We start from the raw sequence: 24,502 nt of genomic DNA, 5'->3' as shown, positions 1-24,502 counted from the left end.
TCCTGGTCGTCCGGGCGGTCATCGGACCGCCTCGCTGTCTTCGGTGCTGTGCCTGCTGGTCGTGCTGGTGCTGCTGGTCGTGCTGCTGGTCGTACTGGCGGCCAGGTGCTCGGCCACCGGTGCGCTCGAGAGCCCCGGCCCGCCGCTGACACGCAGCGCCCGGGCGAAGGCCTTCCTCCGCACCGCGAGGTCGAAGCACTCGGTCGTGGGGTGCAGGTGCGCCCCACGGCCGGCTGCGCCGCCCCCGGGATCGGGCACGACGGCCGGGTGGCCGTGCGGGTCCGAGCCGACGACGAGCCGCAACAGCTCGTCCTTGGTGGCCCGGCGCCGGCATCCCACGCAGGTCCGGACGGGCCCGCGCGGAGCGGGATCGGCCGTGGGTGCGGGGACAACGTCTGGATGGACCACCACCGACAACCCTAGCGTGTCGGGCCCCCGAGGACCGAACCGGGAGCGTCGTGCGCCGCCGGTGCCCCGCTCAGGACGGCGGGGCCACGACCTCGGTCTCGCGGGGAGCCTCGTCGCTGCGGATGTCGATGCGCCAGCCGGTCAGCCGGGCGGCGAGCCGGGCGTTCTGGCCCTCCTTGCCGATGGCCAGCGAGAGCTGGAAGTCCGGCACCACGACCCGCGCCGAGCGTGCGGCGGCGTCGACGATCTCGACCGAGGTGACCCGCGCCGGCGACAGCGCCGAGGCGACGAGGGCGGCGGGGTCGTCGGCCCAGTCCACGATGTCGATCTTCTCGCCGTTGAGCTCGGCCATCACGCTGCGCACCCGCTGGCCCATCGGGCCGATGCAGGCGCCCTTGGGGTTGACCCCCTTGGCCGAGCTGGTCACCGCCATCTTGGTGCGGTGGCCGGCCTCGCGGGCCACGGCGGCGATCTCGACGGTGCCGTCGGCGATCTCGGGCACCTCGAGGGCGAAGAGCCGCTTGACCAGGTTGGGGTGCGAGCGCGACAGCGTGATCTGGGGCCCGCGCATGCCCTTGCGGACCGAGACCACCAGGCACTTGATGCGGGTGCCGTGGCTGTAGTCCTCGCCGGGCACCCGCTCGCTGACGGGCAGCAGCGCCTCGAGCTTGCCGAGGTCGACCATCACGTCGTCGGGGTTGCGACCCTGCTGGATCACGCCCGAGACGATGTCGCCCTCCTTGCCGGCGAACTCGCCGAAGCGCAGGTCGTCCTCGGCGTCGCGCAGCCGCTGCAGCATGATCTGCTTCGCCGTCGTCGCGGCGATCCGGCCGAAGCCCTGGGGCGTGTCCTCGAACTCGCCGATCTTGTTGCCGTCGTCGTCGAGCTCGGCGGCCATCACCGTGACGTGGCCGGTCTTGCGGTCCAGCTCGACGCGGGCGTCCTCGTAGGCCCCCGAGGTCTTCTGGTAGGCCATCAGCAGGGCCTGCTCGATCGCCTCGACCAGCACCTCGAAGGAGATCTCCTTCTCGCGCTCCAGCATCCGCAGGATGCTCATGTCGATGTCCATCAGGCGTCCTCCTCCGACTCGTCGTCCTGGCTGTCCGCGGTGGCGCCGGGGCGGTTGAACTCGATCTGCACGAGCGCCTTGGTGACCTCGGCGTAGCGCACCTCGCGCTGGGCCCCGTCGACCTCGACGGTGGCGGCGTCCTCGCCCGCGGCGCTGATGCGCCCGGTGAAGGTGCTGTCGTCGGAGGTCGTCACCTTGACCAGGCGTCCGGCGTTGCGGCGCCAGTGGCGCTCGAGGGTCAGCGGGCGGTCGACGCCGCGCGAGGTCACCTCGAGGGTGTAGGGCTGCTCGCCCATCACGTCGGAGTCGTCGAGGACCCGGTTGACCTCGCGCGTGGCCTCGGCCACGTCGTCGAGGCTGACCCCGCCGTCCTTGTCGACGGCCACGCGCAGCACCCGGCGCTTGCCGGCCGGGGTGATCTCCACCGCCTCGACGTCGAGCTCGAGGGCCAGCAGCGGAGCGCGGAGCTCCGCCTCGATCCGGTCCCTGGTGGTGTCCTGCTTCGGCTGGGTCACGGGTCGGAGACCTCCGGTGTTCTCTTGTGCTGGTGCGGGCGTTGCGGTGCGGCCACGATAGCCCCTCCCCCGGCCCGCGCACGCAACGGCCGAGCCGGGCACCAGCGCTGCGCGCGAGCCCGGCGGCTAGGGTCGGGCGGTGCCCCACGAGCCCTCCGCGACGCGTCGTACGGCGTTGCGCGCCGTCGCGCTGGGCGTCCCGCTGCCGGCGCTGCTGGCCGCCTGCACCGACGACCCCGCGACCGATCTCACACCCGGCGCCTCCCCCGCCGCCACGACGGACACGAGCGACGACCCCGACCTGGTGGTCGTGGCCGGGGTCCTGGGCGAGGTGGGCGCCCTGGTCGCCCTGCTGGAGGCCACGCGCACCCGCCACCGCTCGCTGCGCGCCCCGCTCGCCCCCGCCCTGCGGGTGCACCGCGCCCAGCTCGAGGCGGTGCTGGCCACCGGCGCCGACGACCCCGGGCCCCGCGGCCGCACCCGGGTGCCCGGGCGCCCCGTGGCCGCGCTGGAGGCGGTGCGCCGGCGCGAGGAGACCGCACGGCGCCGGCTGGTGACCCACGCGGTCGACGCCGAGAGCGGGGCACTGGCCCGCCTGGTCGCGGCCGTCGCCGCCGGGGTGGCCCAGCAGCAGGTGCAGCTCGCCACCGTCTCCCCCACCGGAGGCGGACGATGAGCACCGTCGAGGCCCTCCAGGACGTCCTGGCTGCCGAGCACGCCGCCGTGCACGTCTACGGCACCCTCGGCGCGGCCACCTCGCTGTCGGCCACACCCGAGCTCTACGAGCGCGTCTCGCTGGCCTGGACCGAGCACCGGGCCCGCCGCGACGCGCTCGAGGTCGAGCTGCGCGGCCTGGGCGTGCGACCCGTCGGCACCCGGGCGGCGTACGAGGCGCCCGGCTCGGTGGGCTCGCCCGACGAGGTCTCGGCGACCGCGGCACTGCTGGAGCAGCGCTGCGCCGCGACGTACGCCGCCCTGGTCGCGGCGACCTCGGGCCCGCGGCGCCGGGCCGCCGTCGAGCTGCTGGCCGAGACGGCGGTGACGTTGCTGGCCTTCGGAGGTGCGGCCGAGCCGCTGCCCGGGGTGGGCGGGGCCTGAGCCGCACCGCCCCCTTCCGCCGGGGACCCCGGTCGCCTGCGAGGGAGTCCCGAGATCTCCCCCGCAAGGCGGGGCGTCAGGAGCGCCGTGCTGGGGGGCCCGGCGCTCCTGACAGGTCGATCATGCCCTCTGCTGGCGACTGCCAGGCCCCACCCGGCTCCTCACAAACCTGCAATGCAACAACCTGCAGGGCTGCGACCGGCGGACGCTCACCGGTAGGCGGCGAAGGCGTCGTCGGCGCGCTGCGCCTGGCCGGGGGTGAACTCCAGGTAGCAGTCGTCGTAGCTGTAGTCCATGAAGTTGTGGATGGGGTCGAGCCCCGGCAGCGTGCAGGAGTCGCGCCCGGCCGGGCACCCGGTCGTCGAGCTCGACTGCGCCGGGGTGTCGGCCACCAGGTCGTTGCTGCTCGTGCAGCCGCCCTGGAAGGTGTGGTAGAGCCCGAGCCAGTGGCCGGCCTCGTGGGTGGCGGTCTCGCCAGCGGCGTAGTTGGTCGCCGAGCCGCCCGGCAAGGTCGTGTAGTTGACCCGGATGCCGTCGATCGCGCCGTTGCGGGCGTAGTCCCACGGGAAGGTCGCGACGCCGAGGTAGGCGAAGTCGACGAGCCAGATGTTCAGCGCGTCGGCGCCGCCCTGGCGGGTCTGGCGCCGGTAGCTCGACGACTGCTTGTCCTGGTGCCAGCTGGTGTTGTCGAACCGGTCGATGCCGGCGAGGGTGAACCGGAACCCGGTGTCGGTCGCGGTCGCGGACTTCTGGCCCGCGAAGCTGCGGTTGAGCACGTCGACCTGCTGCTGGATGGCACTGTCGCTGACGTCGCCGCCACCGGCGGAGTCGCGCATCACGTGCACGTAGACCGGGATCGTGGCGCCGGCTCGGGCCGCCGTGCCGGGCCTCTCGCCCTGCCGGGCGAGCCGCCGGTCCATCTGGCGCTCGATGCGCCGCTGCTCGCGCAGCGACACCTCGCGGTGGTCGGTGCCGTGCGGGCCGCCGCGTGCGGCGTCGGTGTCGTCGTGGCCGCCCTCGACGCACTCCGCGGCGCTCGGGGTGAGGGTGTCGAGCGGCACCTGGGCGGAGGCGGGGGCGGCGAGCCCGGTGACGGCCAGCGCGAGCAGCGTGGCGGGGAGGCGGGACGACAGGGCCATGGGTGGGTTCCTTCGATCGGCGCGGAGCCGCTGGTGGGCGGCCGGTGCGCCGATCGTGGACCACGGGGGCGAGGTCGAGGCGATGTGCGTCGCCTCCACTTCGTGCACTGCACGAACCTGCAGAAGTCAGCGGGCCCTCAGAGCCGCCGGGCCATGGCGAGCTCGAGCGTGGAGTCGACCTCGAGCCGGTCCGGCAGCACCTCACGGACGCGGGAGAGGGCGGCCGCGCGCTCGCTCGGGCCGAGCAGCAGGTACGCCGACACGGTCGCGAGCCGCCCCACGTAGGCGTCGCTCTCGACCGTCCCGACCGCGCCGAGGTCGCGCTGGAAGGTGTCGGTGAGCCCGGGAGCGGCCTCCATGTCGGCGACCGACCAGGGGTGCAGTGCCGCCGGGTCGGCGGCCGGCAGCACCTCGCGTTCCACGGCGTCGACGGCTGCCCGCAGGGCGGGCTCGCTGATCACCGAGCGCCGGCGGAAGAGTGCGAGGACCCCGCCCGGCGCGAGCAGCCGGACCGCCCGGGCCCAGCGGCTCGTCGGGTCGGTCCAGTGCCAGGCGGCCGCGGCGTACACGAGGTCGAAGGGCTCGTCCGCCGCGAACGCCTCGAAGGTCGAGACCAGCGTCCGCACCCGCAGCCCGCTCGTGCGCTCCACGAGGAGGGCGGCCATGTCGGGGTCGGGCTCCAGGGCCGTCACCGCCGTCGCCCCGCCGGCGAAGAGCCGCGTGGCCTTGCCCGTGCCGGCGCCGACCTCCAGCGCCCGGCGCGGCGGGCGTCCGGCGTACCGGTGCACGACGTCCACCAGCTCGAGGGGGTACTCGAGCCGGAACCGCTCGTAGTCGGAGGCGACGGAGCCGAAGTCGAGCCCGCGGGCGGCCCCGGTCGGGCGCGGGCGCTGGTCTCCCATGCCTCCAGGCCTACCACAGGACGGCCAGGACGCCAGGACGGGTGCCGGCCCGGGGCGTCACCCGGGCCCCCCTCAGCGCCAGGCGGAGACGATGTCGTGGACGTCCGCGAGGCGGTGCGCCACGGCGTCCGGCACGCCCTCGGTGTGCCCGACCTGGCCGCGGGGGATCCGGCTGTGCGGGACGTGGATGGCCCGCATGCCGGCCTGCTGGGCGCCCCAGACGTCGTCGAAGAGCCGGTCGCCGACGTAGACGCAGCGCGCCGGGTCGTCGACGCCCACGGCAGCCATGGCCGCCGCGAAGGCGTGCGGGGAGGGCTTGGTCCACGCGATCTCGCTGGAGTAGACGTCGCCGTCGACGAGGTCGTACACGCCGTCGCGCTCGAAGAACCCCACGTGCCACTCGCGCGGCCACAGCGTGTTGGAGAGGACGCCGATCCGCAGCCCGTCGGCCCGCAGCGCCTCCCACAACGGCCGCACCTCGGCATCGGTCGTGGTGTGCGGCTCCCAGAACTCGTGGTACGCGGCGAGCAGGTCGGGGTCGTGGTCGAGGCCGGCCTCCTCGAAGAGGTCCGCGATCGTGGCGCTGCGCTGGTGGTCGCGGCTGCGCCCCCACACCACCTCGCCCGCGCCGAGCAACCGGGCGGCGTGCTCGCCGTGCCCGTCCTGCCCGTCGAGCAGGGCGTCGTCGGCGGTGCTGGGGGTGCGGCGCACGGCACCGGCGAGCGCCAGCGACTCGGCGTGGAAGTCGACGTCGTGCCACTGCGTGAGCGTGCCGCCCCAGTCGAAGATGACGGCCTCGACCCCCGACCCGCGCGGCACGCCTCGGCTCACCGGCGCACGAGGTCGACCAGGTGCGAGACCACGTGGTCGGCGGCGACCGCGGTCTTCTCCCCGCTCCGGCGGTCCTTGACCTCGACCTCGCCGGTCTCGGCCAGCCCGCGGCCCACCACGACGATGGTCGGGACGCCGATCAGCTCGGCGTCCTTGAACTTCACGCCGGGGCTGACCTTGCCGACCCGGTCGTCGTACAGGACCTCGACGCCGGCCTCGGCCAGCTCGTGGGCGATCCGCTCGGCGGCGGCGAGGATCGACTCGTCCTTGCCGGCCGCGACCAGGTGCACGTCGGCCGGCGCCACGTTGCGCGGCCACGACAGCCCGATCTCGTCGAGGGTGCCCTCGGCCACCGCCGCGACCGCGCGGGTCACACCGATGCCGTAGGAGCCCATCGTGACCGTGACCAGCTTGCCGTTCTCGTCGAGCACCTTGAGGTCGAGCGCCTCGGCGTACTTGCGCCCGAGCTGGAAGATGTGGCCCATCTCGATGCCGCGCGAGGTCTGCAGGGTCCCGTCGTCGCAGCGCGGGCACGAGTCGCCCTCGCGCACGTCGGCGGCCTCGATGGTGCCGTCGGGGGTGAAGTCGCGCCCGGCCACCAGGTCGAGGACGTGGCTGCCCTCGACGTCGGCGCCGGTGACCCAGCGGGTGCCCTCGACCACGCGGGGGTCGACCAGGTAGCGGATGCCCGAGGCGCTCTCCTCGCCCAGCACGCCGGGGCCGATGTAGCCCTTGACCAGCGCGGGGTGCTCCTTGAGCGTGACCTCGTCCATCGGCTCGACCTCGATCGGCTCGAGCTGGCCCTCGAGCCGCTTGAGGTCGACCTCGCGGTCACCGGGCACACCGATGGCCAGCGCCTCGCGCTCGCCCGTGGGGTGGCGCAGCTGCACCAGCACGTTCTTGAGCGTGTCGGCGGCCGTCCACGCCCGGTCCGAGCGGGGGTGCTCGGCGTTGAGGTGGTCGACCAGGGTCTCGATGGTGGGGGTCGCGGGCGTCTGCTCGGCGTGGGCGGCCGGGGCGTCGTCGTACGGGAGGGGCTGGGGGGCCCGCACCTCGACGGCCTCGACGTTGGCGGCGTAGTCGCAGGTCGTGCAGCTGACGTAGGTGTCCTCGCCGACCTCGGCCTTGGCCAGGAACTCCTCCGAGCGGGAGCCGCCCATCGCGCCCGACGTCGCCTTCACCACGACGTACTCGAAGCCGAGACGGTCGAAGATGCGCACGTAGGCGTCGCGGTGCAGCTGGTAGCTCTCGTCGAGGCCGGCGTCGTCGACGTCGAAGGAGTAGGAGTCCTTCATCGTGAACTCGCGCCCGCGCAGCAGCCCGGCGCGCGGGCGCGCCTCGTCGCGGTACTTCGTCTGGATCTGGTAGATCGAGAGCGGCAGGTCCTTGTAGGAGTTGTACAGGTCCTTGACCACGAGGGTGAACATCTCCTCGTGGGTGGGCCCGAGCAGGTAGTCGGCGTCCTTGCGGTCCTTGAGCCGGAAGATCCCGTCGCCGTACTCGGTCCAGCGCCCGGTGGCCTCGTAGGGCTCGCGGGGCAGCAGCGCCGGGAAGCTGAGCTCCTGGGCGCCGATGGAGTCCATCTCCTCGCGCACGATCGCCTCGATGTTGCGCAGCACCCGCAGCCCCAGCGGCAGCCAGGTGTAGATGCCGGGCGCGGCGCGGCGGATGTAGCCGGCGCGCACCAGCAGGCGGTGGCTGGGCACCTCGGCGTCGGCCGGGTCGTCGCGCAGGGTCCGGACGAACAGCTGGGACATCCGCAGGATCCGGGCAGAGCTCCGCGTCGAGGCAGTCATGGGCGCAAGGGTACGGCGAGCGGGTCCCGGTCCGCGCACCGGTTTACGGCCCCCGCGCGCGGCGGCACGCAACCTTTCGCCCGCCGGCCGCGTCTCCCTGTCACCGGACCCTCCGACCACGGGGGTCCCACGTCTCGGAGGACCACCATGAGCCGTCTGACCAGCACCCTCGCGTCCCTGGCCCTGGGGGCCCTCACCACCAGCCTCCTGCCCGCCGCGGTCGCCGCCGGCGCCGCGGAGGCACCCCCGCCCACCACGATCCGTCTCGAGCGTCTCGAGCGCGGCGCCGACGCGGCGGCGGCGTACGTCGACGGGGACCGGGTCGTCGACGGCGCCCGCTCCACGAGGGTGCGCGGCCAGCAGCTGCGCCTGCTCGGCACCCGTCCCGACGGGCGCTACGTCGTGGTGGTGCACCGCGGCGGCCGGGCGCAGGTGCGCGCGGTGACGCCCGAGAAGGGCTCGCGCAAGATCCTCCCGGTCTACGAGCAGGAGACCGCGATGCTCTCCGGCGACGGCACCCGGGTGGTGACGGCGCTGTACCGCTACCGCGCGGGACGCACCCTGCTGCGGGCCTACGACAGCACCAGCGGGGTGCGCACCGGGTCGGTCGAGCGCCGCGGCTACGAGTCCGTGCTCGACGCCGACGCGACCACGGTCGTGCACTCCGGCGACCGCGGGCCCGTGGTCGCCTGGGACCCGGCCACCGGCACCAGCCGGCGGGTCAGTGCCCGGGCGGGCTACGCCGCCGACCTGGCCGCCGACCGGCTCGCGGTCCTGACCGGCGACCCCTACGAGGGCGGTTGCTCGGTGGTGAGCACCCTCTCGGACCCGGGCACCGCACTGTGGCGCTCGTGCGAGGAGGGGGTGGTGGAGTTCTCGCCGGACGGCAGCCACGTCGCCACCATCCACCTGCTGACCGACGGCCTGGGCCCCTCGGAGGTGGCGGTGCACACGGTCGCCGGTGCGGAGACCGGGCGCTACCGGCTGCGCTCGGGGTACTTCCCGCGTGCCTTCTTCGAGGACGCCGACACCCTCCTGCTCGACACCTCCACCGCGAAGGCGTCGGCGGTGGTGCGCTGCGACGGACCCCGTTGCGAGCTGGCCTCCGACCTGGGCGCCGGGGAGACCTGGTGACCGGCGCGAGCGGGCGTCGACGTACGACGCGTCGCCGGACCGGGGTCGCAGCCGGTCTGGTCGCGGGCCTGGTCGCCGGCCTGGTCGCCGGAGTGGTCGCCGGCGGGTCCGGCCCCGCCGCGGCGTCCCGGACGGCGGACCGGCCCACCGCCATCGACCTCTCCACCCTCGAGCGCGGCCCCGACACCACGATCGCCTACCGGCGCCACCGCACCGTCCAGCACGGGCCGGTCCGGGTGCGGATCCCCGGCCGCCAGCCCGACCTGCTGGGCGTGGTCGAGGGCGGCTACCTGGTCACCGGTGCGTCGGGGGGCCGCACCACGCTGCGGGTCCTCGGAGCCGACGGCAGCCGCCGCACCCTCGGCACCTACGGCCTGGCGTCACGCGACTTCGTCCTGGGTGACGAGGGCCGGGTGGTGCTGATGCGGCTGCGCGGCCGTGGCGCCAGCACCCGGCTCACCCTGCTCTCGACCGTCGACGGCAGCGTCGTGGCCAGGCTGCGCTCGCAGCAGACCCTGCAGCCGCTCGACGTCACCACCGACGCCGTGGTCCTGAGCACCCAGCCACCCGGGCGGCCCGGGCAGGTGCTCGTCTGGACGCCCAGCAGCGGGGAGCTGCGTCGGGTGGTGCGCGGACCGGCCGGTCTCGCCGACCTGCGGCGCGACGTCCTGGTGCGCACCCCGCGGCGCGACGGCGAGCAGTGCCTGGAGATGTCCACCGTCTCGGACCCCCGGCAGGTCGCGTGGAGCAGGTGCGCCGGCGACGTCCCCCGGGCGCTCTCACCCAGCGGCGCCCACCTGCTGACCGGTGACGAGTGGGGGCGGGGGCACGACTTCCGGCTCCTCGGCGAGGCGGGCGAGCAGCTGGCCCGCTACCGCGTCCGTGGCGGCAGCGGCACCGGCCTCGTGCACCTCGAGGACGAGCACACGGTCCTGCTCGGCGTCGAGGCCGACGGTGTCGGGGCGGTGGTGCGTTGCAGCGGCACGCACTGCGAGCTGGCGACCGACCTGACGTCACGACCTCCGCGCTGAGCCGAGGACCCGGTCCTCGGAGCCGGTGACAACTTTTCGGCCGGTGGGTGCGTCCCACCTGTGAGAGCACGTCCCGACCGAGAGGACACGCCATGTCCCGTCTGCCCCGCCTCCTCGCCGTGGGCCTCCTGCTCGGAGGCCTCGCCCTGCCCGCTCTCGGCGTCGCACCTGCCGCTGCCGCCGCCGTGCGCATCGACCCCGCCGTCCTCGCGCGCGGGCCGAGCTCCGCCCTGCCCCACCTCGAGGGCCGCCGCATCATCGACGGCGACCTGCGGATCCGGGTGCGCGGCCGCCACCTCCAGCTGCTCGGCGAGACCGCCGACGGCTACCTGCTCCGGATGACCCGCAGCAGGACCGCCCAGGTCCGGTTCGTGCGCCCGGACGGCTCGACGGTCCAGGTCGTGGCCGACCTGCGCAACGACGACGCGGTGCTCGGCGGCGACGGCAGCGTGCTCACCGTGGTGCACCACCGCTTCCGGGCGCGCGCCTCGACGATCAGGGCCTACGACCCGCAGACCGGCGACCAGCTCGGGGTACGCAAGGTCAAGGGCTTCGCCGACGTCCTCGACACCGACGGCACCGGGCAGGGCCGGGTGGTCTTCGCCACCTTCCCGCCCCGGCGCACCGTCCTGTGGGACCTCGCCACGGACTCCGGGGAGCGGGTCTCGAAGCGACCCGGCTACCACGCCGACCTCGACGAGGACCTGCTCGCGGTCTACACCAGGGACCCCTACCGCGGCGGCTGCTCGGTGCTGCGCACCCTCAGCGACCCCGGCACCCGGCTGTGGCGCTCGTGCACCGAGAGGGTCACGGCCGTGGCCCCCGGTGGGGCGAGCGTGGCCACGATCGACCTGCTCAGCGACGGCATCGGCCCCTTCACGACGTGGATGCGCACCACCGCCGGTGACCGGGTCGCCCGCTACCGCGTCGACGGGTTCTTCGGCTCGATCGACTTCGAGGACGCCGACGCCCTGCTGCTGCGGACCTACACCGCCGACAGCTCGGGGCTGGTGCGCTGCGAGCTCGAGAAGTGCGAGCTCGCCTGGCGGCTGCAGCCCGGCTCGCCGCTCCTGTGAGGTCGCTCAGAACATGACGGTCGAGAACCGGGCGGTCTCGGTGAAGCCGACGGCGCGGTAGGCGTTGCGCGCCGCGGTGTTCCACTCGTTGACGTAGAGCGAGACCGTCGGGGCGACCTCGCGGCGCACCGTCTCGGCCACCGCGGCCATGCCCGCCACCGCCAGGCCCTCGCCGCGCCGGTCGGGGGCGACCCAGACGCCCTGGATCTGCGCGGCGTGCGGGGAGGTGCACGCGACCTCGGCCTTGAAGACCAGCCGGCCGCCGTCGAAGCGGGCGAAGGACCAGCCGCGGCTGACCAGCTGGGCCACCCGGGCCCGGTAGAGGTCGGCCCCTCCCCCGGCCTCGGGCGAGAGCCCCACCTCCTCGGTGTACATCGCCACGCACGCGGGGTAGAGCAGCTCCATGTCCTCGCGGGTCGTACGCCGCACCCGCGGGTCGGGGGCGACCGCCGGCGGGCCCGACAGCTCGAGGTGCGGCTGGCGCCAGCGGGTGTCGCGCGGCGGGCCCCAGGCCCCCGAGACCGCCTGCCAGAAGGCCCGGACCGCCTCGTGGGGGCCCACGATCGTGGAGACCGTGCGGCTCCGGGTCAGGGCCCGCTCGGCGAAGGCGCGGGCGTCGTCGGGGGTCGCGTTGACCGGCACCAGGTTGGCGCCGACGTGGCAGGCAGCGACCAGCCTCCCGTCGGCGTACCGGCCCCAGACCTCGCCGCCGAGCCAGCGCGGCTCGAGGTTGGTGGAGCGGGCTCGGTGGTCGACGAAGACGTTGACCACCGGGTCGAGGTCGCTGAGCGCGAGGAAGTCCGCCAGGTCGGCGGCGCCGAGGGCTCGGACGCCGTGGCGGGTGGTCAGCACGTGACCGAGCCTACGTGTGGCCGGGCGATCAGCCGACGGAGATCTCGGCCGAGGAGCCGTCGACGCTCTCCATGCCCTCGGCGATGCGCATGGCCTCCTCGATGAGGGTCTCGACGATCTTCGACTCGGGCACGGTCTTGATCACCTCGCCCTTGACGAAGATCTGGCCCTTGCCGTTGCCGGAGGCCACACCGAGGTCGGCCTCGCGGGCCTCGCCGGGGCCGTTGACGACGCAACCCATGACCGCGACGCGCAGCGGCACCTCGAGGCCCTCGAGCCCGGCGGTCACCTCGTCGGCGAGCTTGTAGACGTCGACCTGGGCGCGCCCGCACGAGGGGCACGAGACGATCTCGAGACGGCGCGGCTTGAGGTTGAGCGACTCCAGGATCTGCAGGCCGACCTTGACCTCCTCGACCGGCGGGGCGCTGAGGCTGACCCGGATCGTGTCGCCGATGCCCTGGCTGAGCAGGTGGCCGAAGGCGACCGAGGACTTGATCGTGCCCTGGAAGGCCGGGCCCGCCTCGGTGACCCCGAGGTGCAGCGGCCAGTCGCCCTCGGCGGCCAGCATCTCGTAGGCCCGCACCATCACGACCGGGTCGTTGTGCTTGACCGAGATCTTGAAGTCGCGGAAGCCGTGCTCCTCGAAGAGCCCGGCCTCCCACTTCGCCGACTCCACCAGCGCCTCGGGGGTGGCCTTGCCGTACTTCTCCAGCAGGCGCTTGTCGAGGCTGCCGGCGTTGACGCCGATGCGGATCGAGGTGCCGTGGTCCTGGGCCGCCTTGGCGATCTCCTTGACCTGGTCGTCGAACTTGCGGATGTTGCCGGGGTTGACCCGCACCGCCGCGCAGCCCGCCTCGATGGCGGCGTAGACGTACTTGGGCTGGAAGTGGATGTCGGCGATGACCGGGATCTGGCTCTTCTGCGCGATCGCCGGCAGCGCGTCGGCGTCGTCCTGGCTGGGGCAGGCCACCCGCACGATGTCGCAGCCGCTCGCGGTCAGCTCGGCGATCTGCTGCAGCGTCGCGTTGATGTCGGAGGTCAGCGTCGTGGTCATCGACTGCACCGAGATCGGGTGGTCGCTGCCCACCCCCACCTTCCCGACCTGGATCTGGCGGGTCTGGCGGCGCGGGGCCAGCACCGGCGGAGGCGCAGCGGGCATGCCCAGGTTGATCTCGGTCATGGGGCCAGGCTACTCACCGCGCCCCCACCGGACGTCATACGGGCGGGACGTCGGTCTGCGCCCGGCGGATGACGTCCCGGGGATGTCAGGCGGCCCGGGCCGACCAGCCTGCAGCGACCAGCGCCGCGCGCACCTGGGCGAAGAACTCCTCCGGCTGCAAGCGGTAGCTGAGCAGCGGCAGCCGCAGGACGGTGTCACCCTGCAGGGACAGGGCGTTCTGCCGGAGGGCGTCGCCCACGACGTTCTCGGCCCAGGCGTGGTGGATGCCGTCGATCTCGAGGACGACGCGGTACCGCTGCCAGCACATGTCGAGGTAGTAGCGACCGTGGTGGTCATGCCGGAGGACCTGCTGGTCGGGGCGCGGCAGGCCATGTCGCTGCAGGTCACGCAGGACGTCCTGCTCACCCAGCGACCTGGCACCGTCGAGGAGGTCGTTGACGACCGCGTGCAGCAGTCCCCTGCGCCGGTCGCGGCGCACACGCAGGATCTCGGAGCCGAGGAGCGTCGGCGTGACGAGCCCCTGCTGCACGGCGATGGTGAGCAGGTACGTCGCCTCGCGGTCCGTCCGCGCCCACAGCGCTCCCCGCACCGTGGCCACTGCCGGACGGGTCCGCGGGACACCAGAGGCGACGAGGTCGTCCCGGTGCCACCGCCGGGTCTGGCGGATGTCGTAGCGGGGCGTGCGCCGGACGCGGGCCCCTCGCGGGACGGTCACCCGGACGCGGTCGACGCTGAAGCGCTGCAACCCGGAGGCGACCAACGCCGAGGCTCCGTCGAGCTGGGCTCGCGGCCCACCCTGGAGGACCGCCGCCCACCAGTGACCCACCTCGGCGACGGGCCCGTTGTGCAGGCAGATCGCCTGGTCGCTCATCCGCTGCCAGCGACCCACCCGGAGCTCGCGCGCCACCAGCCAGCGCGGGACCCCGGCGGCGTACAGCTGAGGTCGGGAGACGACCCCGCCCTGGTCCTGGCCCAGCGCGCGGGCGGTGGCGATCAGTGGGTCGTCGAGGTGGCTGCGTCGGCTCATGGTCGCGACGCTTCCGCCGCTCTCGTCGCGGTGCCGCCCGGCGCCGAGTCGCTGTGGAACCGTCAGTTCCGGCGGCGCCCTGTGGACGCGCCGAGGCCCGCCGGGACGTCATACGCCCCGCACAGACGGACGTCCCGCCCGTATGACGTCCCAGCGCACCCGGGGCTACTGGATGCCGAGGCTCATCGGGACGACGAGGTCGGCGACGATCAGCACGACGCCCATCACCAGCAGGGCGGAGGCCACGACGTAGGCGACGGGCAGCAGCTTGGCGGCGTCGACGTAGCCGGGGTCGGGGCGGCGGCGCAGCCGGGCCCAGCCTCGGCGGATCCACTCCCAGGCGGCGCTGGCGATGTGGCCGCCGTCGAGGGGCAGCAGCGGCACGAAGTTGAAGACGCCGATGAAGAAGTTGAAGCCGGCGATCAGCGAGAGCAGGAAGACCGACTTCTCCACGAGCGGGAATGACTCGGCGGAGGTGACCTCGCCGGCGATCCGGCCGCCGCCGACGATCGAGATCGGGCTGTCGGCGGCGCGCTCCTCCAGGCCCACGATGGCCTTGGCGACGTCGAAGACCTTGACCGGCAGCGTCACCAGCGCGGTGACGGTGTCCTTGGCCATCTCGCCCATCTGCTGGAGCGTGAAGATCGGCCCGCCGCGCACCACCTCTAGGTGCGAGGTGGGGGTGACCCCGAGGAAGCCGACCTGGGTCAGCGTCACGTCGGTCTCGGAGGTGGGTCGCGCCTGCACCGTGGTCGAGGTGGTGCCGCTGAGCTGCTCGCCGTCGCGCTCGTAGCCGATGACGGCCTCGCCGCCGGCGTTGTCGCGGATCAGCGTGCGCAGCTGGTCCCACCCGGTGACGCTGACCCCGTTGAACGAGGTGACGGTGTCACCGGGCCGCAGCCCCGCCTCGTACGCCGGGCTGCGCGGGTCGCTGGGCTCGCACTCGCGCGCGCCCTCCTCGTAGGGGATGACGCAGACCGAGACCGAGTCGATGACCGGCGCGCCGGCGTCGGGCTCGATGGTGCGCTGGCCGTAGGTGGCGTAGATGCCGAGGAAGAGCAGGAAGGCGATGAGGATGTTGACCGACGGCCCGCCGGCCATCACCACGATCTTCTTCCACGAGGCCATCTTGTAGAAGAGCCGGTCCTCGTCCTCGTGCTGCACCAGCTCCCACTCGGCCGCGCGGGCATCCGAGATGAGCTGGGTGAACATGCCGGTGTTGGACTTGCGCACCATCGTGGCGGTGTTGCCGTCGGCGTCGACGACGGTCTCCCCGAGCTGCTCGGCCCCGGGCGGCAGCATGCCGACGATCTTGACGTAGCCGCCGAGCGGGATCGCCTTGACGCCGTACTCGGTCTCGCCGACCTGCCTGCTCCACACGGTCGGGCCGAAGCCGATGAAGTACTGGGTGACCTTCCCGCCGAACTTCTTGGCCGGGATCATGTGGCCCAGCTCGTGGAGCCCGATCGAGACCAGGATCGCGCCGACGAAGAGGACCACGCCGAGGAGGTAGAGCAGGGCGGTCATGCGGGGCTTCCTTGCCGGATCAGGTCGGCGGCCGCCTCGCGCGCCCAGGCGTCGGCCGCGAGCACGTCGTCGAGGGTGAGGTGCTGCGTCGAGCCTACGTCGTGGGCCCGCACCACCGCCTGCACCATCTCGACGATCCGCACGAACGGCAGCCGGCCGTCGCGGAAGGCCTGCACGCACACCTCGTTGGCGGCGTTGTAGACGCACGGAGCGGTGCCGCCGCGCTCCCCCGCCTCGCGGGCCAGCGCGACCGCCGGGAACGCCTCGTCGTCGAGGGGGTGGAACTCCCAGGTCTCGGGCCGGCTCCAGTCGACGGCGGGCGCGGCGTCGGGCACCCGGTCGGGCCAGGCCAGGCCGAGCGCGATCGGGATGTGCATGGTCGGCGGGCTGGCCTGCACCAGCGTGGAGCCGTCGACGAACTCGACCATCGAGTGCACGACGCTCGTGGGGTGCACCACGACCTCGATCCGGTCGAAGCCGATCCCGAAGAGCAGGTGCGCCTCGATCACCTCGAGGCCCTTGTTGACCAGGGTCGCCGAGTTGATGGTCACCACGGGCCCCATCGACCAGGTCGGGTGCGCCAGCGCGTCCTCGACGCGTACGTCGCCCAGCTGCTCACGGGTGCGTCCGCGGAACGGCCCGCCGCTGGCCGTCAGCACCAGCCTGCGCACCTCGTCGGGCGCCCCGCCGCGCAGGCACTGGGCGATCGCGGAGTGCTCGGAGTCGACGGGCACGATCTGGCCGGGCCGGGCGCGCTCGAGCACCAGCGGGCCGGCCATGATCAGCGACTCCTTGTTGGCCAGCGCCAGGGTGGTGCCGGCCTCGAGCGCGGCGAGCGTGGGGCGCAGGCCCACGGCGCCGGTGATGCCGTTGAGCACGACGTCGCACTCCATGGACGCGGCCTCGACCGAGGCCTCCTCCCCCAGACCGGAGTACGCCGGCGCGAGCTCGGCGACCTGCTGCTCGAACAGCTCGGGCTTCGAGCCGCCGGCGCTCATCCCCACCACCCGGAACCAGTCGGGGTTGGCCCGCACGATGTCGAGGGCCTGGGTGCCGATCGACCCGGTCGACCCGAGGATGACGACGTCGCGACGCTGCGCTGCTGACTGGCTCACCCGGTCATCCTCGCAGCCGGGCGCGACGGCACCCGCCCCGGTCAGGCGGTCGCGGCGAACGCCTCCGCGACGACGTCGAAGGCCTCCTCGAGCAGCTCGTCGGAGATCGTCAGCGGCGGCAGGAAGCGGAAGACGTTGCCCCACGTGCCGCAGGTCAGGGTGACCACCCCGTGCGCGTGGCAGTACGCCGACGCTGCCGCGGCGCGCGCCGCGTCGGGGGTGGTGGTGCCCGGCTCGCACAGCTCGATCGCCATCATCGCCCCGCGCCCGCGCACCTCGGCGACGACCGGGTGGTCGGCGGCGAGCGCCTCGAGCCGGCGACGCACCAGCGCCTCGATCTCGCGGGCCCGGGTGGCGAGGTCGCCGCGCTCCATCTCCTCGATGGCGCCCAGCGCCGCCGCGCAGGCGATCGGGTTGCCGCCGTAGGTGCCGCCGAGACCACCGGCGTGCACGGCGTCCATCAGCTCGGCGCGGCCGGTGACCGCGGCCAGCGGCAGGCCTCCGGCGATGCCCTTGGCGCTGGTGACCAGGTCGGGCACGACGCCCTCGTCGTCGCAGGCGAACCAGTCGCCGGTGCGGCAGAAGCCCGACTGGATCTCGTCGGCGACCAGCAGCACGTCGTGGGCCGTGCACCACTCGCGCAGCGCCGGCAGGAAGCCCGGGGCGGGCACCACGAAGCCGCCCTCGCCGAGCACCGGCTCGATGACCACGCAGGCCAGGTTGGTCGCGCCGACCTGCTTGTCGATCACGTCGATGGCCCGGGCGGCGGCCTCGGGGCCCGACAGCCCGTCACGCATCGGGTAGGAGACCGGTGCGCGGTAGACCTCGCCGGCGAACGGCCCGAAGCCGTGCTTGTAGGGCATGTTCTTGGCCGTCATCGCCATCGTGAGGTTGGTGCGCCCGTGGTAGGCGTGGTCGAAGACGACCACGGCGTCCTTGCCGGTCGCGACGCGGGCGATCTTGACCGCGTTCTCGACCGCCTCGGCACCCGAGTTGAACAGCGCCGACTTCTTGGCGTGCTCGCCCGGGGTGAGCCGGGCCAGCGCCTCGCAGACGTCGACGTACCCCTCGTAGGGCGTGACCATGAAGCAGGTGTGGGTGAAGGCGTCGACCTGGGCGTGCACGTTGCGCACCACGGCCGGGGCGGCGTTGCCGACCGAGGTGACCGCGATGCCGGAGCCCAGGTCGATCAGGGAGTTGCCGTCGACGTCGACGAGCACGCCCCCACCGGCGGCGGTCACGAAGACCGGCAGGGCGGTGCCGACACCGTCGGCGACGAAGGACTTCTTGCGCTCGAGGTGTTTGAGCGAAAGAGGTCCGGGGATCTCGGTGACGAGGCGGCGGACCTGCGGCAGCGATGGCCCTCCGGCGGACGGTGTGCTGTTCATGGGGACAGCCTAGGAGACCAGACAGCCGTTGACGAGAGGCGGTCCGGCGCGGACCATTCAGACATGACGGACTTCCCGATGTACGACGCCATCGTCCGTGGCGGTCGCTGGTTCGACGGCACCGGCGCCCCCTCGGCGGTGCGCCACCTCGGCATCCGCGGCGGCGTCGTCGTCACGGTCAGCGAGGAGCCGCTCGACGAGACGGGCTGTCCCGAGGTCGTCGACGCCGCGGGGCGCTGGGTGCTGCCCGGGATGGTCGACATCCACACCCACTACGACGTCGAGGTGCTCGACGACCCGCACCTGCCCGAGTCGCTGCGCCACGGGGTCACCACGATCCTCCTCGGCTCCTGCTCGCTCTCCACCGTCCACGTCGACCCCGTCGACGCCGGCGACCTCTTCGGCCGGGTCGAGGCCATCCCCCGGCGCCACGTGATCCGCTCCGTGGGGGCGGCCAAGGACTGGTCGAGCGCCGAGGAGTACGTCGCCGCGCTCGAGGCGCGACCCCTGGGGCCCAACCTCGCCTCCTTCATCGGCCACTCCGACATCCGCACCGCCACGATGGGGCTGGACCGCGCCACCCGCCCCGAGGTGCGCCCCACCCGCCTCGAGCAGGCCCGGATGGAGCGGATGCTCGACGAGGCGCTCGACGCCGGCTTCGTCGGCATGTCGGCGCAGCAGCTGCTCTTCGACAAGCTCGACGGCGACACCTGCCGCTCGCGCACGCTGCCCTCGACGTACGCCCGGGGCCGCGAGATGCGCGGGCTGCGCGAGATCCTGCGCCGACGCGGGCGCGCACTGCAGGCCGGGCCGGACGCCTCGCACCCGCACACGATCCTGCTGCAGGCGCTGCACTCGATCGGCTGGGGCCGTGGCGCGACCGGCCGGGCGCCGCTCAAGACCAGCCTGCTCTCGGCCGCCGACATCAAGGCGATCCCGTTCATCATCCACCTGATGCGTGGGCTGTCGGGGGCGGTCAACCGGGCCGGCGCCGACTTCCGCTGGCAGCACCTGCCGGTGCCGTTCGAGGTCTACGCCGACGGCATCGACCTGGTGATCTTCGAGGAGTTCGGCTCCGGCGCCGCGGCGCTGCACCTGGCCGAGGAGGTCGCGCGCAACGAGCTGCTGCGCGACGAGGACTACCGCCGCCGCTTCCGCAAGGACTACGACTCCAGGTACGGCCCGCGGGTCTGGCACCGCGACTTCTTCGACGCCGAGATCGTGGCCTGCCCCGACGCCTCGGTGGTCGGGAAGTCCTTCGGCCAGGTCGGCGTCGAGCGCGGCGGGCTCCACCCCGTCGACGCGTTCCTCGACCTGGTGCTCGAGCACGGCACCGCGATCCGCTGGCGCACCACCATCTCCAACCACCGCCCGAAGGTGCTGCGCCGGATGGCGCAGTCGCCGGGGGTGCAGATGGGCTTCTCCGACGCCGGCGCCCACCTGCGCAACATGGCCTTCTACAACTTCGGCCTGCGCCTGCTCAAGCACGTGCGCGACGCCGACCGCGCCGGCCGGCCGTTCCTGACCCCCGAGCAGGCCGTGCACCGCCTGACCGGTGAGCTGGCCGACTGGTACGGCGTCGACGCCGGCCACCTGCGCGTCGACGACCGGGCCGACCTGCTGGTGCTCGACCCCACGCGTCTCGACGCCTCGCTCGAGGAGTACGCCGAGGCGCCGGTCGAGCAGTACGACGGCCTGTCGCGGATGGTCAACCGCAACGACGCGACGGTGCCGCTGGTGATGGTGGGCGGCCGGGTGGTCTTCCGGGACGGCGCGCCGACCCAGGTCCTGGGTCGCCAGCGCACGGGCCGCTTCCTGCGCGCCGGGCGCACCGACAGGGCCGCGCTCCCGACCGATGCCCCCCAGCCGCCGGTCGGGAGCGCTCCTGCGAGCGCCACACCCCTGCTCACATCTCCTTGATCCCCCACGGGCTCCCGTAGGCGGTCAGCAGGTCGAGGAACGGCACCGCGTCGAAGGCCTCAGGGCCCAGCACGCCCGCGCCCTTCCACACCCCGGTGGCCAGCAGCTCGAGGGCGACCACGGGGTTGACCGCGGTCTGCCAGACCACGCACTGGTGGCCGTACTCGCGCATCGTCCACTCGTTGTCGACCACGTGGTAGAGGTACGTCGAGCGCGGCTCGCCGTCCGGGCCGCGCCCGGTGACCCACACCCCCGCGCAGGTCTTGCCGGTCATCCTCGGGCCGATGCTCGCGGGGTCGGGCAGCACCGCGGCGACGACGTCGCGCGGGCTCACCTCGCAGTGCCCACCGGAGGCGGCCTTGACCCGCACGGGTTCGGTGGAGTCCAGGCCGAGCTGGTGCAGCACCTTGAGGATGCCGATCATCTCCTCGCCGAGGCCGTACTTGAAGGTCGCGCGCCGGCACTCGATCCAGCGCGGCATCAGCAGCACCTCCTCGTGCTCGACGTTGACGCACTCGACCGGGCCGATGCCCTCGGGGAAGTCGAAGACCTCCGGCTCGCTGAAGGGCGCGGTGGTGTGCCAGGCGCCGTCCTCCCACACCACCGGCGGGTTGAGGCACTCCTCGATCGTGGTCCACATCGAGAACGACGGCGCGAAGACCTCGTCGCCGTCCTCGTCGGTGACCACGAGGTTGGCTCCGTCGCGGGTGCCGAGCTCGTCGATCTCGCTGAAGAGGTGGTCGGCGGCGTACCTGGCGAAGACGTCGGAGAGGCCCGGCTCGACGCCGATGCCCACCAGGGCCAGGCGGCCCGCCGCCTCCCACTCCCCGGCCACCGCGAGCTGCTCGTCGCCGAGCTTCACGCCCGTCTTCTCGTACGGCGACTCCGGGTGCGGGCGCGAGAGCGACATCGCCATGTCGAGGTAGTCGGCCCCCGCGGCGAACGCGCCCTCGAAGACCGGCATGTCGAAGACCGGGTCGACCGCGTTCATCACGTGCGTGACCGCGTGCTCGCGGCACAGCGCGGCGACGGCCTCGGCCGAGGAGGCGTCGAGCTGCGCGGCGACGTACCGGGCGTCGGTGGCCGCGGCCCGCTCGGCGCGCTCGAGGGAGTAGTCGGTGACCACGACGGTCTCGAAGAAGTCGCGGCGGGCCGCGATCGCGCAGAAGGCCGAGCCGACGCCGCCGGCCCCGACGAGCAGGATCCTCATCGGGCGCTCACTGCGCCTGCTCCGGGCCGATGTAGGACATCACGTGCTTGATGCGCGTGTAGTCCTCCAGCCCGTACATCGACAGGTCCTTGCCGTAGCCCGAGTGCTTGAAGCCGCCGTGGGGCATCTCGGACACGAAGGGGATGTGGGTGTTGATCCACACCGCACCGAAGTCGAGGCGGCGCGAGACCCGCATCGCGCGGGCGTGGTCGGTGGTCCACACGCTCGAGGCGAGGCCGTACTGCACGCCGTTGGCCCAGCGCAGCGCCTCGGCCTCGTCGCTGAACCTCTGCACCGTCATCACCGGGCCGAAGATCTCGGTCTGCACCTGCTCGTCGTCCTGGCGCAGCCCGGAGACGACGGTGGGCTCGTAGAAGTAGCCCGCGCTGCCCTGGCGGGTGCCGCCGGTGACGAGGCGCGCGTGGTCGGGCAGCCGCTCGACCATCCCGCTGACGTGGGCGAGCTGGGTGGCGTTGTTGAGCGGGCCGTAGTAGACGCCCTCGGCGTCGGGCATCCCGGTCGGCATCCCCTGCGCGGCCTCGGCGAGCGCGGCGACGAACTCGTCGTGGATGCCGGGCGCGACCAGCACCCGGGTGGCCGCGGTGCAGTCCTGGCCGGCGTTGAAGAGGCCGGCCCCGGCGATGCCCTCGGCGGCCGCGGCGACGTCGGCGTCGTCGAAGACGATCACCGGAGCCTTGCCCCCGAGCTCGAGGTGCACCTTCTTGAGGTCGGCGGCCGCGGTGCCCGCGACCTCCATGCCCGCGCGCACCGAGCCGGTGATCGCGACCATCTGCGGCGTCGGGTGCGCCACCAGGGCCCGACCGGTGTCGCGGTCGCCGCAGACCACGTTGAGCACGCCCGGCGGCAGGTGCTCCTGGCAGATCTCGGCGAGCAGGGTCGAGGAGGCCGGGGTCGTGTCGCTGGGCTTGAGCACGACGGTGTTGCCGGCGGCCAGCGCCGGGGCGATCTTCCAGATCATCATCAGCAGCGGGTAGTTCCACGGCGTCACCTGGCCCACGACCCCGATCGGCTCGCGACGCACCCAGGAGGTGTGCTCGGCCAGGTACTCGCCGGCCGAGCGCCCCTCCAGCACCCGCGCCGCGCCGGCGAAGAAGCGGAAGTGGTCGGAGGCGTAGGGCATCTCCTCGTCCATGGTCAGCCCCAGCGGCTTGCCGGTGTCGCGGCACTCGACCGCGTTGATCTCCTCGACCCGCTCCTCGATCGCGTCGGCGATGCGCAGCAGCGCCCGGGCCCGGTCCTGCGGGGTGCTCCGCCAGCCCCAGCCCTCGAAGGCCGCGTCGGCGGCGGCGTACGCGCGGTCGACGTCCTCCTGGCCCGAGGCCGGCGCCTGGGCGTAGACCTCACCGGTGGTCGGGTCGATGACGTCGTACGTCGCTCCCGACGCGCTGTCGACGAGTCGGCCGTTGATCACGTTCTGGAAGGTGGTGTCCGCCATGCTCGGACTGTAGTGACTCCGCTGCGGAATCTGTAGTGGTTGCCGACGAGCAGCACGGAATCAGTCGTCACCGACTGCCGTTCCGGCCCTTCTCACCCTCCGTGGACCGGCACGCCGTCCACCCAGGTCGAGACCACCCGGGCCTCGCCGACCTCCGCGGGCGGCGCGGCGAAGGGGTCGCGGTCGAGCACCACCAGGTCGGCCACGGCCCCGGGCCGCACCACCCCGGCGTCGTCGCGGTGGCAGACCCAGGCGCTGCCCGAGGTGGCGGCGGCCATCGCGGTCTCGAGGTCGAGCGCCTGCTCGGGCAGGAACGGCTCCGAGCCGCCCCGCCCCGGCTCCCCCAGCGCCCACCGATTGACCGCGACGTGCAGGGCGGCCAGCGGGTCGGGGGTGCTGACCGGCCAGTCGCTGCCGGCCACCAGCCGGGCGCCCGCGCGGTGCAGGCCGCCGAAGGGGTACTGCCAGGTGGCGCGCTCGGCGCCCAGGAACGGCAGCGTCAGCTCGACCATCTGGTCGTCGAGGCAGGCCCACAGCGCCTGGATGTTGGCCGCGACGCCGACGGCGGCGAAGCGGGCCAGGTCGTCGGGGTGCACGAGCTGCAGGTGGGCCAGGTGGTGGCGCAGGTCGTGCACGTCGGGGCCGGTCGCCCCGAAGGCGTCGAGGGCCTCGCGCACGCCGCGGTCGCCGATGGCGTGCACGTGCACCTGGAAGCGCGCCTCGACCAGGGCGCCGACCGCCTCCGCGAGTGCCGACGGCGCCAGGAAGGAGTGACCGGCGTTGTCGGTGGCGTGCCCGCAGCGGTCGAGGTACGGCGCCCCGAGCGCGGCCGTGGCGTTCTCGGCCACCCCGTCCTGCATGATCTTGGCGCTGGTGGCCCGGAAGCGCCCGTGCGTGTACGCCGCGCGCCGCTCGACCAGGTCGGCGACCTGCTCGACGCCGCGCTCGCGGTCCCACCACAGCGCGCCCACCACGTGGGCGCTCAGCAGGCCGCGCTCGGCGGCGCGCCGGTAGGTGGGTCCCGGGTCGTCCATCCCGGCGTAGGCGCCGACGATCGCGTCCTGCCACGCCGTGACCCCCAGCGAGTGCAGGTAGGACTGACCGGCCGCGAGGGCGTCGTCGAGCTCGGCCTCGGTGACCGGGGGCAGCAGCCGGGTCACCAGCTCCATCGCCCCCTCGTGGAGGGTGCCGGTGGGGCGACCGTCGGCATCGCGCTCGATGCGCCCGTGCGGCGGGTCGGGCGTGCGCCGGTCGATGCCGGCCAGCTCGAGGGCGCGGGTGTTGACCCAGGCGCCGTGGTGGTCGCGGTTGGGCAGCAGCACGGGCCGGTCGGCGACGACGGTGTCGAGGTCGGCGGCGCTCGGGGTGCCGCCCGGGAAGGCGGCCATCGCCCAGCCGCCGCCGAGGATCCACTCCCGGTCGGGACGGGCCCGGGCGTAGCGGTCGACCTGCACGAGGTACTCCTCGCGGGTGCTCATCCCACTCAGGTCGCAGCGGGTGCGCTCGAGGCCGCCCTGGACGGCGTGCACGTGGGCGTCGACGAAGCCCGGCGCCAGGAGGCCGCCGCCGAGGTCGACCTCCTGCGCGCCGGCGGGCACCGTGAGCCGCTCCTCGTCGCCGACCGCGAGCGCCGCGACCCGCCCGGACTCCACGAGCACCTCGGCCGGACCGACGTACCGGTGGCCGTCGAAGAGGGTGCCGCGACGGAAGACGGTGGAGGTCATGCGACTTTCTATCAGAGCCGAGCCAGTCGGTCACGACGACTGATTTCGTGTCGTTTGGCGCAATTCACCACCGATTCACTTGCCCCAGCCCGGTGCGGCAGCGC

At 73.6% G+C, this 24,502-nt stretch carries 22 protein-coding genes; 6 read left to right on the top strand and 16 right to left on the bottom strand.

Going from position 1 to position 24,502, the window contains the following annotated elements:
- Positions 1 to 18: 18 nt before the first annotated feature.
- The 3 genes from OCU29_RS02970 to rimP form a co-directional block, all read right to left on the bottom strand.
- The gene (locus OCU29_RS02970) at positions 19 to 339 is read right to left on the bottom strand and encodes a YlxR family protein (protein ID WP_261818726.1); all 321 of its coding nucleotides are present in this window, start codon (positions 337 to 339) and stop codon (positions 19 to 21) included.
- Between the two features lie 139 nt (positions 340 to 478).
- Positions 479 to 1,477 (bottom strand): transcription termination factor NusA, encoded by a 999-nt coding sequence (nusA, locus tag OCU29_RS02965; protein WP_179616016.1) that lies wholly within the window; start codon positions 1,475 to 1,477, stop codon positions 479 to 481.
- Positions 1,477 to 1,992 carry a ribosome maturation factor RimP gene (gene rimP, locus OCU29_RS02960; RefSeq protein ID WP_261818725.1) on the bottom strand — a complete coding sequence of 172 codons (516 nt, stop codon included), beginning with the start codon at positions 1,990 to 1,992 and terminating at the stop codon, positions 1,477 to 1,479. The genes nusA and rimP overlap by 1 nt, the downstream gene beginning before the upstream one ends.
- A gap of 139 nt (positions 1,993 to 2,131) precedes the next feature.
- On the opposite strand from rimP, the gene OCU29_RS02955 reads away from it, so the two are divergent.
- Together OCU29_RS02955 and OCU29_RS02950 are read left to right on the top strand one after the other, a co-directional pair.
- The gene (locus OCU29_RS02955) at positions 2,132 to 2,668 is read left to right on the top strand and encodes a hypothetical protein (protein WP_261818724.1); all 537 of its coding nucleotides are present in this window, start codon (positions 2,132 to 2,134) and stop codon (positions 2,666 to 2,668) included.
- On the top strand, positions 2,665 to 3,090 hold the full coding sequence (locus OCU29_RS02950) for a ferritin-like domain-containing protein (protein WP_261818723.1): 426 nt from the start codon (positions 2,665 to 2,667) through the stop codon (positions 3,088 to 3,090). The genes OCU29_RS02955 and OCU29_RS02950 overlap by 4 nt, the downstream gene beginning before the upstream one ends.
- Positions 3,091 to 3,299: 209 nt before the next feature.
- Here OCU29_RS02950 and OCU29_RS02945 read toward each other — a convergent pair whose 3' ends face one another.
- From OCU29_RS02945 to OCU29_RS02930, 4 genes are all read right to left on the bottom strand, one after another.
- The gene (locus tag OCU29_RS02945) at positions 3,300 to 4,229 is read right to left on the bottom strand and encodes a zinc metalloprotease (protein ID WP_261818722.1); all 930 of its coding nucleotides are present in this window, start codon (positions 4,227 to 4,229) and stop codon (positions 3,300 to 3,302) included.
- A 137-nt stretch (positions 4,230 to 4,366) separates the two neighbouring features.
- Positions 4,367 to 5,131 (bottom strand): class I SAM-dependent methyltransferase, encoded by a 765-nt coding sequence (locus tag OCU29_RS02940; protein ID WP_261818721.1) that lies wholly within the window; start codon positions 5,129 to 5,131, stop codon positions 4,367 to 4,369.
- Positions 5,132 to 5,203: 72 nt separating this feature from the next.
- The gene (locus OCU29_RS02935) at positions 5,204 to 5,962 is read right to left on the bottom strand and encodes an HAD family hydrolase (protein ID WP_261818720.1); all 759 of its coding nucleotides are present in this window, start codon (positions 5,960 to 5,962) and stop codon (positions 5,204 to 5,206) included.
- The gene (locus tag OCU29_RS02930; RefSeq protein WP_261818719.1) at positions 5,959 to 7,758 is read right to left on the bottom strand and encodes a proline--tRNA ligase; all 1,800 of its coding nucleotides are present in this window, start codon (positions 7,756 to 7,758) and stop codon (positions 5,959 to 5,961) included. Before OCU29_RS02930 ends, OCU29_RS02935 begins: the two co-directional genes overlap by 4 nt.
- Positions 7,759 to 7,905: 147 nt before the next feature.
- Between OCU29_RS02930 and OCU29_RS02925 the strand changes: the two genes are divergently transcribed.
- The 3 genes from OCU29_RS02925 (at position 7,906) to OCU29_RS02915 (ending at position 10,999) form a co-directional block, all read left to right on the top strand.
- On the top strand, positions 7,906 to 8,892 hold the full coding sequence (locus OCU29_RS02925; RefSeq protein ID WP_261818718.1) for a hypothetical protein: 987 nt from the start codon (positions 7,906 to 7,908) through the stop codon (positions 8,890 to 8,892).
- On the top strand, positions 8,889 to 9,923 hold the full coding sequence (locus tag OCU29_RS02920; protein ID WP_261818717.1) for a hypothetical protein: 1,035 nt from the start codon (positions 8,889 to 8,891) through the stop codon (positions 9,921 to 9,923). The genes OCU29_RS02925 and OCU29_RS02920 overlap by 4 nt, the downstream gene beginning before the upstream one ends.
- Positions 9,924 to 10,015: 92 nt before the next feature.
- Positions 10,016 to 10,999 carry a hypothetical protein gene (locus tag OCU29_RS02915; RefSeq protein ID WP_261818716.1) on the top strand — a complete coding sequence of 328 codons (984 nt, stop codon included), beginning with the start codon at positions 10,016 to 10,018 and terminating at the stop codon, positions 10,997 to 10,999.
- 6 nt (positions 11,000 to 11,005) lie between these two features.
- Here the strand turns inward: OCU29_RS02915 and OCU29_RS02910 are convergent, their stop codons facing one another.
- From OCU29_RS02910 to gabT, 6 genes are all read right to left on the bottom strand, one after another.
- Entirely contained in the window at positions 11,006 to 11,851 is an 846-nt protein-coding gene (locus tag OCU29_RS02910; protein WP_261818715.1) for a GNAT family N-acetyltransferase, read from the bottom strand.
- A gap of 28 nt (positions 11,852 to 11,879) precedes the next feature.
- Positions 11,880 to 13,031 (bottom strand): flavodoxin-dependent (E)-4-hydroxy-3-methylbut-2-enyl-diphosphate synthase, encoded by a 1,152-nt coding sequence (ispG, locus tag OCU29_RS02905; protein WP_179616006.1) that lies wholly within the window; start codon positions 13,029 to 13,031, stop codon positions 11,880 to 11,882.
- 85 nt (positions 13,032 to 13,116) lie between these two features.
- Entirely contained in the window at positions 13,117 to 14,058 is a 942-nt protein-coding gene (locus tag OCU29_RS02900; protein WP_261818714.1) for an endonuclease domain-containing protein, read from the bottom strand.
- Positions 14,059 to 14,223: 165 nt separating this feature from the next.
- Positions 14,224 to 15,585, bottom strand: coding sequence for an RIP metalloprotease (locus OCU29_RS02895; protein WP_306798999.1), 1,362 nt, complete (start codon positions 15,583 to 15,585; stop codon positions 14,224 to 14,226).
- Positions 15,582 to 16,700, bottom strand: a complete 1,119-nt coding sequence (dxr, locus tag OCU29_RS02890) for a 1-deoxy-D-xylulose-5-phosphate reductoisomerase (RefSeq protein WP_261818713.1) — start codon at positions 16,698 to 16,700, stop codon at positions 15,582 to 15,584. The genes OCU29_RS02895 and dxr overlap by 4 nt, the downstream gene beginning before the upstream one ends.
- A 41-nt stretch (positions 16,701 to 16,741) precedes the next feature.
- Complete coding sequence (gene gabT / locus OCU29_RS02885; RefSeq protein ID WP_261818712.1) at positions 16,742 to 18,088, bottom strand: 4-aminobutyrate--2-oxoglutarate transaminase; 1,347 nt, start codon at positions 18,086 to 18,088, stop codon at positions 16,742 to 16,744.
- A 63-nt stretch (positions 18,089 to 18,151) separates the two neighbouring features.
- Between gabT and OCU29_RS02880 the strand changes: the two genes are divergently transcribed.
- On the top strand, positions 18,152 to 20,008 hold the full coding sequence (locus tag OCU29_RS02880; RefSeq protein WP_261818711.1) for an amidohydrolase family protein: 1,857 nt from the start codon (positions 18,152 to 18,154) through the stop codon (positions 20,006 to 20,008).
- Here the strand turns inward: OCU29_RS02880 and OCU29_RS02875 are convergent.
- From OCU29_RS02875 to OCU29_RS02865, 3 genes are all read right to left on the bottom strand, one after another.
- A complete protein-coding gene (locus tag OCU29_RS02875; RefSeq protein ID WP_261818710.1) occupies positions 19,995 to 21,218 on the bottom strand; it encodes a saccharopine dehydrogenase family protein in 1,224 nt (407 codons plus the stop codon). The two genes, OCU29_RS02880 and OCU29_RS02875, sit on opposite strands and share 14 nt — an antisense overlap.
- A gap of 7 nt (positions 21,219 to 21,225) precedes the next feature.
- On the bottom strand, positions 21,226 to 22,674 hold the full coding sequence (locus tag OCU29_RS02870) for a gamma-aminobutyraldehyde dehydrogenase (RefSeq protein ID WP_261818709.1): 1,449 nt from the start codon (positions 22,672 to 22,674) through the stop codon (positions 21,226 to 21,228).
- A 92-nt stretch (positions 22,675 to 22,766) separates the two neighbouring features.
- Positions 22,767 to 24,398, bottom strand: a complete 1,632-nt coding sequence (locus OCU29_RS02865) for an amidohydrolase (protein WP_261818708.1) — start codon at positions 24,396 to 24,398, stop codon at positions 22,767 to 22,769.
- Positions 24,399 to 24,502 lie beyond the last annotated feature (104 nt).

The organism is Nocardioides sp. OK12 (assembly GCF_024341885.1).
In the GTDB taxonomy this organism is placed as follows: Bacteria; Actinomycetota; Actinomycetes; order Propionibacteriales; family Nocardioidaceae; genus Nocardioides; species Nocardioides marinisabuli.
This window is presented reverse-complemented; position numbering and strand designations above follow the sequence as displayed.

Excerpts from the sequence above, each read along its gene's own strand:
- nusA (WP_179616016.1), bottom strand. The coding sequence starts at position 1,477 with ATGGACATCGACATGAGCATCCTGCGGATGCTGGAGCGCGAGAAGGAG.
- OCU29_RS02950 (WP_261818723.1), top strand. The coding sequence starts at position 2,665 with ATGAGCACCGTCGAGGCCCTCCAGGACGTCCTGGCTGCCGAGCACGCC.
- OCU29_RS02945 (WP_261818722.1), bottom strand. The coding sequence starts at position 4,229 with ATGGCCCTGTCGTCCCGCCTCCCCGCCACGCTGCTCGCGCTGGCCGTC.
- OCU29_RS02940 (WP_261818721.1), bottom strand. The coding sequence starts at position 5,131 with ATGGGAGACCAGCGCCCGCGCCCGACCGGGGCCGCCCGCGGGCTCGAC.
- OCU29_RS02930 (WP_261818719.1), bottom strand. The coding sequence starts at position 7,758 with ATGACTGCCTCGACGCGGAGCTCTGCCCGGATCCTGCGGATGTCCCAG.
- OCU29_RS02925 (WP_261818718.1), top strand. The coding sequence starts at position 7,906 with ATGAGCCGTCTGACCAGCACCCTCGCGTCCCTGGCCCTGGGGGCCCTC.
- OCU29_RS02915 (WP_261818716.1), top strand. The coding sequence starts at position 10,016 with ATGTCCCGTCTGCCCCGCCTCCTCGCCGTGGGCCTCCTGCTCGGAGGC.
- ispG (WP_179616006.1), bottom strand. The coding sequence starts at position 13,031 with ATGACCGAGATCAACCTGGGCATGCCCGCTGCGCCTCCGCCGGTGCTG.
- OCU29_RS02900 (WP_261818714.1), bottom strand. The coding sequence starts at position 14,058 with ATGAGCCGACGCAGCCACCTCGACGACCCACTGATCGCCACCGCCCGC.
- OCU29_RS02895 (WP_306798999.1), bottom strand. The coding sequence starts at position 15,585 with ATGACCGCCCTGCTCTACCTCCTCGGCGTGGTCCTCTTCGTCGGCGCG.
- gabT (WP_261818712.1), bottom strand. The coding sequence starts at position 18,088 with ATGAACAGCACACCGTCCGCCGGAGGGCCATCGCTGCCGCAGGTCCGC.
- OCU29_RS02880 (WP_261818711.1), top strand. The coding sequence starts at position 18,152 with ATGACGGACTTCCCGATGTACGACGCCATCGTCCGTGGCGGTCGCTGG.
- OCU29_RS02875 (WP_261818710.1), bottom strand. The coding sequence starts at position 21,218 with ATGAGGATCCTGCTCGTCGGGGCCGGCGGCGTCGGCTCGGCCTTCTGC.
- OCU29_RS02870 (WP_261818709.1), bottom strand. The coding sequence starts at position 22,674 with ATGGCGGACACCACCTTCCAGAACGTGATCAACGGCCGACTCGTCGAC.
- OCU29_RS02865 (WP_261818708.1), bottom strand. The coding sequence starts at position 24,398 with ATGACCTCCACCGTCTTCCGTCGCGGCACCCTCTTCGACGGCCACCGG.